The organism is Comamonas sp. MYb21 (genome assembly GCF_037479395.1).
GTDB lineage: Bacteria > Pseudomonadota > Gammaproteobacteria > Burkholderiales > Burkholderiaceae_C > Comamonas.
The window spans coordinates 487,711-503,175 of sequence record NZ_JBBGZC010000001.1 but is presented as its reverse complement, the minus strand read 5'-3'; the positions used below and the strand labels follow the sequence as shown (position 1 = coordinate 503,175).

The 15,465-nt window shown below is 62.8% G+C and carries 9 protein-coding genes; 8 read left to right on the top strand and 1 reads right to left on the bottom strand.

All coding sequences use genetic code 11. From position 1 onward, the window contains the following. The first annotated feature begins 362 nt into the window (after positions 1-362). The gene (locus WH367_RS02270) at positions 363-2,465 is read left to right on the top strand and encodes a TonB-dependent receptor (protein ID WP_339534000.1); all 2,103 of its coding nucleotides are present in this window, start codon (positions 363-365) and stop codon (positions 2,463-2,465) included. Positions 2,466-2,548: 83 nt separating this feature from the next. Here WH367_RS02270 and WH367_RS02265 read toward each other — a convergent pair whose 3' ends face one another. Next, positions 2,549-3,931, bottom strand: coding sequence for a hypothetical protein (locus WH367_RS02265; protein WP_339533998.1), 1,383 nt, complete (start codon positions 3,929-3,931; stop codon positions 2,549-2,551). A gap of 296 nt (positions 3,932-4,227) precedes the next feature. Between WH367_RS02265 and WH367_RS02260 the strand changes: the two genes are divergently transcribed. The 7 genes from WH367_RS02260 to fghA all read left to right on the top strand — a co-directional run bounded on the left by WH367_RS02260 (position 4,228) and on the right by fghA (position 15,424). Then, positions 4,228-4,929 carry a transposase gene (locus tag WH367_RS02260; RefSeq protein WP_339533996.1) on the top strand — a complete coding sequence of 234 codons (702 nt, stop codon included), beginning with the start codon at positions 4,228-4,230 and terminating at the stop codon, positions 4,927-4,929. A 178-nt stretch (positions 4,930-5,107) separates the two neighbouring features. Further along, entirely contained in the window at positions 5,108-9,889 is a 4,782-nt protein-coding gene (locus WH367_RS02255; RefSeq protein WP_339533994.1) for a glutamate synthase-related protein, read from the top strand. Between the two features lie 104 nt (positions 9,890-9,993). Further along, positions 9,994-11,469 carry a glutamate synthase subunit beta gene (locus tag WH367_RS02250; protein ID WP_339533992.1) on the top strand — a complete coding sequence of 492 codons (1,476 nt, stop codon included), beginning with the start codon at positions 9,994-9,996 and terminating at the stop codon, positions 11,467-11,469. 216 nt (positions 11,470-11,685) lie between these two features. After that, a complete protein-coding gene (locus WH367_RS02245; RefSeq protein WP_021026096.1) occupies positions 11,686-11,952 on the top strand; it encodes a metal/formaldehyde-sensitive transcriptional repressor in 267 nt (88 codons plus the stop codon). A gap of 60 nt (positions 11,953-12,012) precedes the next feature. Next, positions 12,013-13,128, top strand: coding sequence for an S-(hydroxymethyl)glutathione dehydrogenase/class III alcohol dehydrogenase (locus WH367_RS02240; RefSeq protein ID WP_116926434.1), 1,116 nt, complete (start codon positions 12,013-12,015; stop codon positions 13,126-13,128). A 135-nt stretch (positions 13,129-13,263) separates the two neighbouring features. Beyond that, a complete protein-coding gene (locus tag WH367_RS02235; protein ID WP_339533991.1) occupies positions 13,264-14,565 on the top strand; it encodes a DEAD/DEAH box helicase in 1,302 nt (433 codons plus the stop codon). Continuing rightward, complete coding sequence (fghA, locus tag WH367_RS02230) at positions 14,558-15,424, top strand: S-formylglutathione hydrolase (protein ID WP_339533990.1); 867 nt, start codon at positions 14,558-14,560, stop codon at positions 15,422-15,424. Before WH367_RS02235 ends, fghA begins: the two co-directional genes overlap by 8 nt. The last annotated feature ends 41 nt before the right edge of the window (positions 15,425-15,465 follow it).

The following is a 15,465-nucleotide window of genomic DNA, read 5'->3' as shown; positions in this document are numbered from 1 at the left end:
CATCGCTTTGATGCGCCCATGCCGGTCGCAGGCTGCGGCTCGCCATGCCCTGGCCCCGGTAAGCCCTCTGTTGCTGGGGGCATTTCTCTGCTTTGAGGCGAGCCCAGCGCGGCCTGCGACGGCGCGCAGACAGCCCATGCGCTGCAGTTGCGGCGTTTCTTAACAAAATCTGAAGGCGCGTTAAGAAATCGCCTACTGTGGCTTTGTTGCTGCCTTGCATTCCTTTCTTAAAGATATGTAAATGAGAACCATTTTCCTCTTTAAGATGTGCGAGCTTTTCACGGTGGTAGCCAACCAGAGTGCGGATCTCCCATGCGGTACAGCCAGACCGAACACATACCAAGGCAATAAAAGGAACTGGAATGGCTTTCAAAACACAAGCCGTGGCAGCAGCAGTGGCGCTGCTGTGCACGGGCTATGCAGGGGCGCAGCAGGCGCCAGCTGAGACGACCTTGCAGGAAGTGCGCGTGCAGGGCGATACCGCAGCGGACGTGGGCTATGCAGCGCCCACGGCCAAGAGTGCCACCAAAATCGAAGCGCCTTTGCGCGACATTCCGCAAACCGTGAACGTGGTGCCCCAGCAGCTGATGCGCGACCAGGCCGTGCAGTCGATGCAGGACGTGCTCAAGGCCGTGCCCGGCATTGGCCTGTCGCATGGCGATGGCCAGCGCGACCAGGTGACGATCCGTGGCTTCTCGGCCATTGCCGACCAGTTTGTCGATGGCGTGCGCGATGACGCGCTGTACTTTCGTGACCTGTCCAATGTCGAGCAGGTCGAAGTGCTCAAGGGCCCGGCATCGGTGCTGTACGGCCGGGGCTCTTCGGGTGGTTTGATCAACCGCATCACCAAAAAGCCCGGCATTGACCGCAGCGAAGTGGGCCTGACCCTGGGCAGCTGGAACCAGCGCCGGGGTGAGTTTGACCTGGCACGCGCCCCGCAGGACAGCATCGTCTCCTACCGCCTGACCGGCGCCATCGAGCGCGCCGACAGCTACCGCGACCAGCAGTTTCTGGACCGCAAGGCGCTGGCCGGCTCGGTGCAGTTCAAGTTCAGCGCGGAGACGCAGCTGCTGCTGCAGGCCGACTACCTCAAGGACAGCCGCCTCACCGACTTTGGCATTCCCGCCTTCCAGGGCCGCCCGGTCAACGTGTCGCCCCGCACCTACTTTGGCGCGGCCAATGCCCGCGATACCGATGTGAGCACCTCCGAGGTGTATTCGGCATCGGCCACCTTGAGCCACCGCTTCAACGACAGCCTGAGCCTGCGCAATGTGCTGCGCTACTACGACTACAGCCTGGACCGCAGCAATACCTTGGTCGGCTCGGTGAATGAGAAGGCGCAGACGGCAACCCTCAACCGCGGCCATCTGGAGCGCGACGAGCATGGCTTTTTCAACCAGCTGGAGCTGACGCAAAAAGTCGATCTGGCCGGCATGCAGCACCAGGTGCTGTACGGGCTGGAGCTGGGCCGCCAGAACAAGGGGCTGCTCAGCATCAGCCAGAACAATGTCGGCACGGTGTCGCTGTTCAACCCGGTGCTGCCGGTCGTCTCTCCGGTGCTGACCGCCGCGCCGTCTGCCAACAACGACAGCGTCTTCAGCGTGGCCAGCGCCTATGTGCAGGACATGGTCACCCTGGCCCCGGAATGGAAGCTGCTGGCCGGCGTGCGCTATGACCGCTTCCGCCAGGAAACCGACAACTACACGCCAGGCAGCGTCAACCTGGGCCGCACCGATGTGGCCTGGAGCCCGCGCGTTGGCCTGGTCTACCAGCCGAGTAATGCGCTGTCGTACTACGTGTCGTTCAGCAAGTCCTTCCAGCCCTCGGGCGAGACCTTTGCGCTGGCGGCCAACAATGCCCAGCTGGCGCCGGAGAAGACCAGCAGCCGTGAGGTGGGGGTGAAGTGGGATCTGCTTGACGGCAAGGCCAGCGCCAATGCAGCGCTGTTCGAGATCGAGCGCACCAACATCAAGAGCGTGGACCCTGTGACCAACACCTTGGTCCCCCTGGGCGTGCAGCGCACGCGCGGCCTGGAGCTGAGCTTTGCTGGTGACCTGTCACAGGGCTGGCAGATCTGGTCGGGCTATGCCTACCTGCTGAGCGAGATGACCTCGTCACCTGCCGTCGATGCCGGCCAGGCCGTAGAAGGCAAGCGCGCCACCTTGACGCCCAAGCACAGCGCCAATATCTGGGTGACCAAAGCCCTGGGCCATGGCTTTGGCGCCGGTGGTGGCATCAACTATGTCGGCGCGCGTTTTGCCAACCCTGGCAATACCGTTGTGCTGCCGGGCTACGTCACCCTGGATGCCATGGCCTACTACCGCCTGAACAACGTGGACCTGCAGCTCAAGCTCAACAACCTGCTGGACAAGCGCTACATCGTGGCCGGCCACGGCTCCTCGCCCAACCTGAACCTGCCGGGCGCGCCGCGCTCGGTGCAACTGGTGGCGCGTTACCGCTTCTAAGCTGCAAAGCTGGTATGGAAAAAGGCCATCTGCCGTGGGCAGATGGCCTTTTGTCGTTGTGGGTGCTGCGAAGGCGGAAGGGCTCAGTTGATATTGCCCAGGCCTTGGAGGTTGCCGAAACGGTCGCGGATCTGGATCCAGTTGCTGCCCTGGTTCAGCAGGGGGAGGGCGAAATTACCTGTACCGGCTAGGGTTTCGCCAGCGGTCTTGGTGCAGCTGATGCGGTCAGGGTTGTCTGGGTATTTCTGTTCGCAACTGATGGCGCCATCAGAAGACAAAACCGCGCCATCCTTCTCCTGGTTGAATACCAGATGCGCTTGCATGGGCGGTGAGTACCATTCGCCAAGCAGCTTGTCGGCCAGCGAAGGCGGGTCGTCCAGTCGCATGCGCACGATGGCTTTGGGCGCTTCTCCCGGAAAGGTCACGGTGCCGCGCTGTGAAAAGTGGGGTAAAGGTTGCCCGCGGTTCAGAGCCAAATCGATGCGCACTGGGCCCGCGTCTGCCACCGGGTGCGCCGATTGGGGCGCACCGCCCAGGCTGCGTCCACCCGCATACTGGTTCAGCGCAAACTCCGCCCGCGACGCCAGGGTATCTGGTCCGGCGCTGACGTAGCTTCCGCTGCCCATATGGAAAGTGGGCTGGCCATTGGCGCTGTAGTTGAAGACCTGCAGCACCATCGTGGAATTCTGCACGTCCAGCGCCAGTCCGCGCCCGGGCTTGCCGGTCATCTCATCCTGCACAATCCAGGTGCCATTGACGGGCATCAGTTGGTGGCTGTGCGTGGTGGGTATGCCCGTCACGGTCGCGCCGGGAATCACGAAGGACCAATAGGTTTGCTGCTGACTGTCACGGCGGCCTAAGTCCATTGCAGAATCGCTTTGCCCGATCACATTGAGCTGCTGCGTTGGCGTATCTTTCATCGTGATCTGGCCTGCCAGCTGGCCGCCCACCATTCGGAAGCGCAGACTGTCGATATCGCTGCCGCTGTCAGCAGCGCTGCAGACAAACTGGCCTTCGTCGGGTTCGAGGCTGCAAGGAAGGACATTTCCCATTGCAGACGAGCCAGGATGTTCCACCAGCACCGGCTGCCCTTGGTTATCGCGCTGAAGCATTGCACTGCGGTACTGCTTGAACTGCAGATTCTTGTCCAGTATCAGCAGATGCAGGCCGCGTTGGCCTATCTGGGCAAGTGGGTTGCTGATGCTCGGCGTGAATTCCTTGATCGCAAAGCGCTCCATCGCTGCGGGTGCTTCGCCGGGAAACTGCACGCTGCCTTTGAGCCCATTGCTGAAGGAAACGGTCACATCACCGGGCGAACTGTCTTCCACGCCATCACGTGCTTCGCTGCCAAAGCTGCGCCCGCCGGTATAGCGAACGAGTGGGGCGGTGATGCTGTTGCCACCCAACTGCCCGGTGGCGGTATAGAAGGTGGCATCGCCATTTTTCTCATAGCCAAACACCTGCATAAAAAAGGTATTGCCTTGCACATCGATGGCCAGGCCACGGCCGGGCTTGCCATCGATTTCGCTGCTGACGATCCAGGTGCCCGCTTGGGGTGTGAAATCGCGTGCGGCCCAGCTGTTGGCGCTCAAGACCAGCAAGGACGCAATCGCTAGCGAAGAAAAGCGCATGGTGTTTCCATCTCCCGGGTTATTGGCTTATTTACCAGTTGGATCATAACGAATAGGTACGCAAGCTAGCTGTCAGGGAAGCGTTGATAATGGTGCCGCCTCTCCATCTGCCGTCCTCGCCCATTACGCCTATGGCCCGCCTTCCCCGACTCAGTCTTCCTGACATGCCGCACCATGTGCTGCACCGGGGCAACAACCGGCAGACGGTTTTTGTCGATGACGCGGACTTCCAATACTTCAGTGACTTGCTGCGTCAGTTGGCGCAGACCCATCTGGTGGCAGTGCATGCCTTTGTGCTGATGCCCAACCACTTTCACCTGCTGATAACGCCCCAGACCGAGCAGGGCCTGCCGTTGCTGATGCAGGCGTTGGGCCGGGCCTATGTGCGTTATTTCAATGCCCGGCACGGGCGCAGCGGCACTTTGTGGGAAGGGCGCTACCGCTCGACGGTGCTTGAACCGGCCGAGCCGTTGCTGCAATGCATCATCTATATCGATTCCAACCCGCAGCGCGCTGGCCTGGTTACCAAGGCGGAAGACTACCCCTGGTCCAGCTGTTCGCACCATTTAGGTGCAAGACCACTGGCCTGGCTGCGCGATCCGGCGGCTTTCTGGGCCTTGGGCAACACCCCCTTTGCGCGGGAGGCCCGCTATGCCCAAATGCTGGCCTATGGCCTGTCGCAGCGCGAGTCTGGCGCGCTGACCGATGCCGTGCAAGGGGGCTGGGCGATGGGCAGTGAGGACTTTGTGCAATCCCTGCAGTCCAAAACGGTGCGCAGGCTGCACAAAAAGAGTGCGGGCCGTCCCCGTCTGCTAGCCCCTTCCGACGATTGAATTAAAAATGTCATATAAATCAACGATAATTTTGCTCATTTAAATATGACCCCAATTAATTGTTGAGAAAAATCATTTGAAAATAATTGGTATCTGACCCTAAATAAAAATCTTGCTCGGGTATTGCCAGCTGCTCTACATTGACCTTCCCGCGATAGATTATTTGAAGGATTGCGCCATGTCGGCTTCTGCACGCGAGCACATGCAAGCTCAGGGTCTGTATGACCCGACTCTGGAACACGATGCCTGCGGCGTCGGTTTTGTGGCCCACATCAAGGGCCAGAAGAGCCATGCCATCGTGACCCAGGCTCTGAAGATTCTGGAGAACCTGGACCACCGGGGTGCGGTGGGTGCCGACAAGCTGATGGGTGATGGCGCCGGTATCCTGATCCAGCTGCCTGACGCGCTCTACCGCGACGAGATGGCCGCCCAGGGCGTCAAGCTGCCGCCGTTTGGCGAATACGGCGTGGGCATGGTGTTCCTGCCCAAGGAACATGCATCGCGTCTGGCTTGCGAGGAAGAGCTGGAGCGCGCCATCAAGGCCGAAGGCCAGGTGCTGCTGGGCTGGCGCGATGTGCCGGTCAACCGCGAAATGCCAATGTCGCCCACCGTGCGCGAGAAAGAGCCTGTCATCCGCCAGGTGTTCATCGGCCGTGGCGCCGATGTGATCGTGCAGGATGCGCTGGAGCGCAAGCTGTATGTGATCCGCAAGACCGCCAGCGCGGCGATCCAGAACCTGCAGCTCAAGTACAGCAAAGAGTACTACGTGCCCAGCATGAGCAGCCGCACCGTGATCTACAAGGGTCTGCTGCTGGCCGACCAGGTGGGCACCTACTTCCGCGATCTGGAAGATGAGCGCTGCGTCTCAGCGCTGGGTCTGGTGCACCAGCGCTTCTCGACCAACACCTTCCCCGAGTGGCCACTGGCCCACCCTTACCGCTATGTGGCGCACAACGGTGAAATCAACACCGTCAAGGGCAACTACAACTGGATGCGTGCCCGCGAAGGCGTGATGAGCTCGCCCGTGCTGGGCAACGACCTGCAAAAGCTCTACCCGATCAGCTTTGCGCACCAGTCCGACACGGCCACCTTCGACAACTGCCTGGAGCTGCTGACCATGGCGGGCTACCCGCTGGCCCAGGCCGTGATGATGATGATCCCCGAGCCTTGGGAGCAGCACGCCACGATGGATTCGCGCCGCCGCGCTTTCTATGAATACCACGCCGCGATGATCGAGCCCTGGGATGGTCCCGCATCGATCGTGTTCACCGATGGCCGCCAGATTGGCGCCACCCTGGACCGCAACGGCCTGCGCCCTGCCCGCTACTGCGTGACCGACGATGACTTCGTCATCATGGGCTCCGAATCGGGCGTGCTGCCCGTGCCCGAGCACAAGATCGTGCGCAAGTGGCGCCTGCAGCCGGGCAAGATGTTCCTGATCGATCTGGACCAGGGCCGCTTGATCGACGACGAGGAAGTCAAGTCCTCGCTGACCAATGCCAAGCCCTATATGCGCTGGATCGAAGACCTGCGCATCCGCCTGGACGATGTGGAAAAGCCCGTGGCCGGCGAATCGCAGGTCGACCAGCAGGCCAAGGCCTCGCAAGAGTTCGGCGCGATTGCCGATGAGCAGCAGTCGCCCGAGTTGCTGGACCTGCAGCAGGCCTTTGGCTACACCCAGGAAGACATCAAGTTCCTGATGAGCCCGATGGCCGCCAACGGCGAAGAGGGAATTGGCTCGATGGGCAATGACAGCCCGCTGGCCGTGCTGTCGGACAAGAACAAGCCGCTGTACAACTACTTCCGCCAGATGTTCGCGCAGGTGACCAACCCGCCGATCGATCCGATCCGTGAAGCGATTGTGATGAGCCTGGTGTCCTTCATCGGCCCCAAGCCCAACCTGCTCGACATCAACCAGGTGAACCCGCCGCTGCGTCTGGAAGTGACCCAGCCGGTGCTGGACTTCACCGACATGGTCAAGCTGCGCAACATCCGCTCGCACACCGCTGGCAAGTTCAGCTCGGCCGTGCTCGATATCACCTACCCGCTGGAATGGGGCAGTGAAGGCGTGGAAGCGCGCCTGGCTTCGCTGTGCGCACAAGCGGTTGATGCGATCAAGACCGGCAACAACATCCTGATCATCAGCGACAAGGGTGTCAGCAAGGACCGCGTGGCCATCCAGGCACTGCTGGCGCTGTCGGCCATCCACCAGCACCTGATCCGCGAAGGCCTGCGTACGGCCTGCGGTTTGGTGGTGGAAACCGGCACCGCCCGCGAAGTGCACCACTTCGGCGTGCTGGCCGGCTACGGTGCCGAAGCCGTGCACCCCTACCTGGCGCTCGAGACGATCACCTCGATCCACAAGCACCTGCCCGGCGATCTGTCGGCAGACAAGGCGATCTACAACTACATCAAGGCCATCGGCAAGGGTCTGTCCAAGATCATGTCGAAGATGGGTGTGTCCACCTACATGTCCTACTGCGGTGCGCAGCTGTTCGAGGCCGTTGGCATCAACAGCGAAACCATCGACAAGTACTTCACCGGCACCTCCAGCCGCGTCGAAGGCCTGGGTGTGTTCGAGATCGGTGAAGAAGCCATCCGCCGCCACAAGGCTGCCTTTGGCAACGACCCGGTGCTGGCCACCATGCTGGACACCGGTGGCGAATACGCCTGGCGTGCCCGTGGTGAAGAGCATATGTGGAGCCCCGATGCGATTGCCAAGCTGCAGCACTCGACCCGCGCCAACAGCTTCAACACCTACAAGGAATATGCGCAGCTGATCAACGACCAGAGCAAGCGCCACATGACCTTGCGTGGCCTGTTCGAGTTCAAGATCGACCCTGCCAAGGCCATCCCGGTCGAGCAGGTCGAATCGGCGGCCGAGATCGTCAAGCGCTTTGCGACCGGCGCCATGTCGCTGGGCTCGATCAGTACCGAAGCCCATGTGACCCTGGCCGTGGCGATGAACCGCATTGGCGGCAAGAGCAACACCGGCGAAGGTGGTGAAGACCCCGCCCGTTACCGCAATGAGTTGAAGGGCATCCCGATCAAGCAGGGCGAGTCGCTGGCGTCGATCATCGGCAAGGACCAGATCGAATCCGACTACGTGCTGCAAGATGGCGACAGCCTGCGCTCGCGCATCAAGCAAGTGGCATCGGGCCGCTTTGGTGTGACGGCCGAGTACCTGGCCTCTGCGGACCAGATCCAGATCAAGATGGCGCAGGGTGCCAAGCCCGGTGAAGGCGGTCAGTTGCCTGGCGGCAAGGTGACCGAGTACATCGGCAAGCAGCGTTACTCGGTGCCTGGTGTGGGCCTGATCTCGCCGCCGCCGCACCACGACATCTACTCGATCGAGGACTTGGCCCAGCTGATCCACGACCTGAAGAACGTCGCCACGCATTCGACCATCAGCGTCAAGCTGGTGTCCGAAGTGGGTGTGGGCACAATTGCCGCCGGCGTTGCCAAGTGCAAGGCCGACCATGTGGTGATCGCCGGCCATGACGGCGGCACGGGCGCATCGCCCTGGTCGTCGATCAAGCATGCGGGCTCGCCTTGGGAAATCGGCCTGGCCGAAACCCAGCAGACCCTGGTGCTCAACGGGCTGCGCAGCCGTATCCGTGTGCAGGCCGACGGCCAGATGAAGACCGGCCGCGACGTGGTGATTGGTGCACTCTTGGGCGCTGATGAGTTCGGCTTTGCCACCGCACCGCTGGTGGTTGAGGGCTGCATCATGATGCGCAAGTGCCACCTCAACACCTGCCCGGTGGGTGTGGCCACGCAAGACCCCGAGCTGCGCAAGAAATTCAGCGGCAAGCCCGAGCATGTGGTGAACTTCTTCTTCTTCATCGCCGAAGAAGCGCGCCAGATCATGGCCCAGCTGGGTATCTCCAAGTTCGACGACCTGGTGGGCCGTGCTGATCTGCTGGACATGAAGGCCGGTATCACCCACTGGAAGGCCAAGGGCCTGGACTTCAACCGCCTGCTGGCCCGTGCCGAAGTGGCCGACGATGTGCCGCTCTACCACACGCAAAACCAGGACCATGGTCTGGAAAAAGCCTTCGACAACATCCTGATCGAGAAGTCGCGCCCTGCCATCGACAAGGGCGAGCGGGTCAAGATCCTGGAGACCGTGCGCAATGTGAACCGCACCGTGGGCGCCATGCTCTCGGGCGCGGTGACCAAGGTGCATGCCGAAGGCCTGCCTGACGACACCATCCACATCCGTGTCGAAGGCACGGGCGGCCAGTCCTTTGGCGCCTTCCTGTGCAACGGCATCACCCTGTACCTGGTCGGCGACGCGAACGACTACACCGGCAAGGGCCTGTCCGGCGGCCGCGTGGTGGTGCGCCCGAGCCTGGATTTCCGTGGCGAAGCGCACAAGAACATCATCGTGGGCAACACCGTGATGTACGGCGCGACCACCGGTGAGGCCTTCCTGAGCGGCGTTGCTGGCGAGCGCTTTGCGGTGCGCCTGTCGGGTGCCACGGCCGTGGTCGAAGGCACGGGTGACCATGGTTGCGAATACATGACCGGCGGCACCGTGCTGGTGCTGGGCAAGACCGGCCGCAACTTTGCCGCCGGCATGAGCGGTGGCGTGGCCTACGTCTATGACGAGGACGGCCAGTTCGCCAGCCGCTGCAACACCACGATGGTGACCATGGACAAGGTGCTGAGCCAGTCCGAGCAGGAGGCCAGCATCGACAAGGGCATCTGGCACAACGGCCAGACCGACGAAGCGCAGCTCAAGCGCCTGCTCGCCGACCATCTGCGCTGGACCGGCAGCAAGCGTGCCCGTGATCTGCTGGACAACTGGGCGGAAGTGCGCAGCAAGTTCGTCAAGGTCTTCCCAACCGAGTACAAGCGCGCGCTGGGTGAGATCCATGCCCGCGCCGAAGCCAAGGCGCAGGTCGCCAAGGCCAAGACCTCGGCCAAGAAGAGTGTGGACGCCGCCGCAAAGTGAGGCCCCTGGCGGCCTGGCCGCCAAGCACCCAGCCCCTTATTAATGACCACGATTGCTGTCCCCGCCAACGCGGCGCGGGCAGCAGCCAAGCAAGAGATCCGATCATGGGAAAAGTCACAGGCTTTATGGAATTTGCGCGTATCGACGAGGGTTATGCACCCGTTGAAGATCGCCTCAAGCACTACAAGGAATTTGTTGTTGGCCTGAACTCGCAGCAGGCCAAGCAGCAAGGCGCCCGTTGCATGGACTGCGGCACGCCGTTCTGCAACAGCGGCTGCCCGGTCAACAACATCATTCCGGATTTCAACGATCTGGTGTACCGCGCCGATTGGGCGGCAGCCTTTCATGTGCTGGACTCGACCAACAACTTCCCCGAGTTCACTGGCCGCATCTGCCCCGCGCCTTGCGAAGCAGCTTGTGTGCTGAACATCAACAACGACCCGGTGGGCATCAAGTCCATCGAGCACGCCATCATTGACCGTGCCTGGGAAGAGGGCTGGGTGCAGGCGCGCCCCGCCAAGCACCAAAGCGGCAAGAAGGTGGCCGTGGTCGGCTCCGGCCCTGCCGGCATGGCCGCTGCCCAGCAGTTGGCCCGTGCAGGCCATGCGGTGACCCTGTTCGAAAAGAACGACCGCATCGGCGGCCTGCTGCGCTACGGCATCCCTGACTTCAAGCTCGACAAGCTGCACATCGACCGCCGCGCCGCGCAACTGGAAGCCGAAGGCGTGACCATCCGCACCGGCGTGCTGGTGGCCGGCAAGGACGGTCTGGGCAAGGACAGCAAGGTCACCAACTGGGCCAAGGAAACGGTCTCTCCCGAGCAGCTCAAGTCCGAGTTCGACGCGGTGCTGCTGACCGGCGGCTCCGAGCAGTCGCGCGATCTGCCCGTGCCCGGCCGTGAGCTGGACGGCGTGCACTACGCGATGGAGTTCCTGCCCCAGCAGAACAAGATCAATGCCGGCGACAAGCTCAAGGGCCAGATCCGTGCGGATGGCAAGGACGTCATCGTCATCGGCGGTGGCGACACCGGCAGCGACTGCGTAGGCACCAGCAACCGCCACGGCGCCAAGAGCGTCACCCAGTTCGAGGTGATGCCCATGCCGCCCGAAGAGGAAAACAAGCCCCTGGTCTGGCCCTACTGGCCGATCAAGCTGCGCACCAGCTCCAGCCACGAAGAAGGCGCCGTGCGTGAGTTCGCGATCTCGACCAAGACCTTCAACGGCGACAAGGGCAAGGTCAAGAGCCTGACCACCGTGCAGGTCGAGTTCAAGGACGGCAAGCTGAGTGAAGTCAAGGGCACCGAAAAGGAATGGCCCGCCGACCTGGTGCTGCTGGCCATGGGCTTTGTGAACCCGGTCTCACCGGTGCTGGAAGCCTTTGGCGTGGACAAGGACGCCCGTGGCAACGCCCGCGCCACCACCGATTTCACAGGCGGCTACGCCACCAATGTGGACAAGGTGTTTGCCGCTGGCGACATGCGCCGTGGCCAGTCGCTGGTGGTCTGGGCCATCCGCGAAGGCCGCCAGGCCGCCCGTTCCATCGACGAGTACCTGATGGGCTGGAGCGATCTACCGCGCTAAAACCGGTAGCTACTCATCCACGCAAGACCGCAGCCGAGGCTGCGGTCTTTTTTTGTGCCTGCTCGGCCTGAGAGAATTCGAGATATCCGGTATACCCCCAGGGGGTACCTGGGGTTTTCATCTATTTTTCATATGTAATTTTTATAAATTGCATTTATACTCTGGCCCAGTACCTGAGTTTGGCGTGCTTTTGCGCCGTTGCGAACACCGCCTGCCATGCCCCATAACGCCGAAGACAAGCACCGCGCCATCACCCGCCTGCGCCGCATCAAGGGCCAGGCGGAGGCCTTGGAGCGGGCGGTGGAGGCGGGCAGTGATTGCGCCCCCATCCTGCAGCAGCTCGCCGCCATGCGCGGGGCCGTACACGGCCTGATGGCCGACTTGCTCGATGGCCATATGCGCGAGACCATGGCCAAGCAGCCGGCGCCATCGCAGGCGGACATTGACGAAATGCTGTCGCTGCTGCGTTCGTACCTCAAATAGGCCTGTGGTCGTGACCGCGCCTGACTGTTTTCCCCCGTTTTTGACCCAAGGAGTCCACCCATGAAATCCCGCGCCGCTGTTGCCTTCAAAGCCGGAGAGCCTTTGCAGATTGTCGAGATCGACGTTGCGCCCCCCCAGAAGGGCGAAGTGCTGGTCAAGATCACCCACACGGGCGTGTGCCACACGGATGCCTTCACCCTGAGCGGTGATGACCCCGAAGGCATCTTCCCGGCGGTGCTGGGCCATGAAGGCGCCGGCATCGTGGTGGAAGTGGGCGAGGGCGTCACCAGCGTCCAGCCGGGCGACCATGTGATTCCGCTGTACACGGCAGAGTGCGGCGAATGCCTGTTCTGCAAGAGTGGCAAGACCAACCTCTGCGTGGCGGTGCGCGCCACCCAGGGCAAGGGTGTGATGCCCGATGGCACCACGCGCTTTAGCTACAACGGCGAGCCGATCTACCACTACATGGGCTGCTCCACGTTCTCGGAGTACACCGTGGTGGCCGCAGTGTCGCTGGCCAAGGTCAACCCCGATGCCAATCCCGAGCAGGTCTGCCTGCTGGGCTGCGGCGTGACCACCGGCCTGGGCGCTGTCAAGAACACCGCCAAGGTGCAAGAGGGCGATACCGTGGCTGTGTTCGGTCTGGGTGGCATTGGCCTGGCGGTAATCCAGGGCGCGCAGCTGGCCAAGGCCGGCCGCATCATTGCCGTCGATACCAACCCTGGCAAGTTCGAGCTGGCCAAGACCTTTGGCGCGACCGACTGCATCAACCCCAAGGATTTCGACAAGCCGATCCAGCAAGTGATCGTCGAGATGACCGGCTGGGGCGTGGACCACAGCTTTGAATGCATCGGCAGCACCCAGGTGATGCGTGCAGCGCTGGAATGCGCGCACCGTGGCTGGGGCCAGAGCGTGATCATCGGCGTGGCGGGCGCGGGCCAGGAAATCTCTACCCGTCCCTTCCAGCTGGTGACCGGCCGCAAATGGCTGGGCACGGCCTTTGGCGGCGTCAAGGGCCGCAGCGAGCTGCCCGGCATGGTGGAAGACGCGATGGCCGGCAAGATCAAGCTCGAACCCTTTGTCACCCACACCATGGGCCTGGCCAAGATCAACGAGGCTTTCGACCTGATGCATGAAGGCAAGTCGATCCGCTCGGTGGTCAATTACGCCAGCTAAGCACTGCTGGCCGAAGCTGGCCAGTGCCGGTTGCCAGCATGCGCTGCAATAGTCCTGCGCAGCGCTGGCAGCGGTGCCAGGGGCGACAATGCGAGGCTTGTTGTCCCTGCGGCCCGGCCCGCACCATTGAAATCCATGTCTTTTACCTCTCTTGGCCTTGCTCCGTCGCTGGCCCACGCTGCCCAGGCCCATGGCCTGATTGCACCCACGGCCATCCAGACCCAAGCCATTCCGGCCATTCTGGACGGGCGTGACCTGCTGGGCTGCGCGCCGACCGGCTCGGGCAAGACGGCGGCCTATGTGCTGCCCCTGATGCAGGCCTGGATGCTGAGCGACGCGGCAGGCCAGGCGGGCCGCCATGAGACGCAGGCCTTGATCCTGGTGCCCACGCGCGAGCTGGCCACCCAGGTGGCCGAGCTGGTCTACTTTGTTGGCGAGGCCCTGGGCCGCCGCCCCAAGGTGGCCGTGCTTACAGGTGGTGTCTCCATCAACCCCCAGCTGCTGGCCCTGCGCGGCGGCGTGGATCTGGTCATTGCCACGCCCGGGCGCCTGCTCGATGTGGTGGCGCACAGCAAGCTGCGGCTGGACACCATCAGCACCCTGGTGCTGGACGAGGCCGACCGCTTGATGGACCTGGGTTTTGCCGAGGAGCTGCACAGCGTGCTGGGCCTGGTGCCCGCGCGTGAGCAGCGCCAGACCCTGCTGCTGTCGGCCACCTTTGCCCCGGCGGTGCAGGCGCTGGTGCCCACCTTGCTGCGTGCCACGCATGAGACGGTGGAGATCGCCTCGACCCACCTGCAGGACGCCACCATCGTGCAGGAGGCCTACTACCTCGATGCCGCCAAGCGCACGGCCTGGCTGCGTGAGCTGGTCACCCAGTACACCGGCCAGCGCATGCTGGTGTTTGTGGCCAGCCGCTACAGCGCCGAGCATGTGGCCAACAAGCTTTATGACAAGGGCATCAGCGCCACCGCCTTCCATGGCGAGCTGAGCCAGGGCGCGCGCCAGCAGGTGCTGCAGGAGTTCCGCAGCAGCCAGTGGCAGGTGCTGGTCACCACCGATCTGGCCGCGCGGGGCATCCATGTCGAGGCACTGCCCCTGGTCATCAACTACGACCTGCCGCGATCGCCCACCGACTACACCCACCGCATCGGCCGTACCGGCCGGGCCGGTATCTCGGGCCTGGCCATCAGCCTGGTGACCCCCGCCAGCCTGGCGCACTGGAAGCTGATTGCCAAGCGCAATGGGCTCGACGTGGCGCTGCAGACCCTGGACCAGTACCCGGTGACCGAAGCGGTGCCCGCGCATGCGCCCTCTGAAGACGCCGGCAATGGCGGCATCAAGGGCAAGCGCATGAGCAAGAAAGACAAGCTGCGTGCAGCGGCCGCCCAGGCCGCATCCCCGCAATCCCCTAGCGAAGGAAATTCCGATGTCTGAAGCCCAAGCCAGCCTCAAGCTGCAGGCGGCCCATGCCTGCTTTGGCGGCGCCCAGCGTTTTTATGAGCATTTCTCCAGCCAGATCGGCCTGGCGATGAAGTTCTCGGTGTTTCTGCCGCCCAAGGCGGTGGAGGGCGAGAAAGTGCCCGCGCTGCTGTACCTGGCAGGCCTGACCTGTACCGAAGAGACCTTCATGACCAAGGCCGGCGCCCAGCGCCTGGCGGCGTCGCTGAACGTGGCCCTGGTGACCTGCGACACCAGCCCGCGCGGCGCGGGTCTGCCTGGCGAAGCGGAGAGCTGGGATTTTGGCGTGGGGGCCGGTTTTTACCTGGATGCCACGGCCAAGCCCTGGGCGCTGCACTGGCGCATGGAAAGCTACATCCTCGAAGACCTGCTGCCGCTCTTGGGCGCCAAGCTGCCGATCGACCTGCAACGCCTGGGCATCTTTGGCCACAGCATGGGCGGCCATGGCGCGCTGACCCTGGCGCTGCGCCACCCCGGCGTGTTCAAGTCGGTTTCGGCCTTTGCGCCGATTGCCAATCCCATTAACTGCCCCTGGGGCCAGAAAGCCTTTGCCGGCTACCTGGGCGATAACCAGGCCGAATGGGCCAAGCACGATGCCACCGCCTTGATGGCCGCGCAAAAGCAGCCGCCATACCCGGCCGGCATCCTCGTCGACCAGGGCCTGGCCGACAAGTTCTTGCTGGAAAAGCAGCTGCTGCCCGAAGCCTTTGAAGCCGCCTGCACCCAGGTCGGCCAGCCGCTCACACTGCGCCGCCATGGCGGCTATGACCATGGCTACTACTTCATCCAGAGCTTTATCGATGAGCACCTGCGCTTTCACGTGAGCCAGCTGTAAACAGAACCCGGTACGCGGATTTCTGCCAGGCGCTGCCGCCC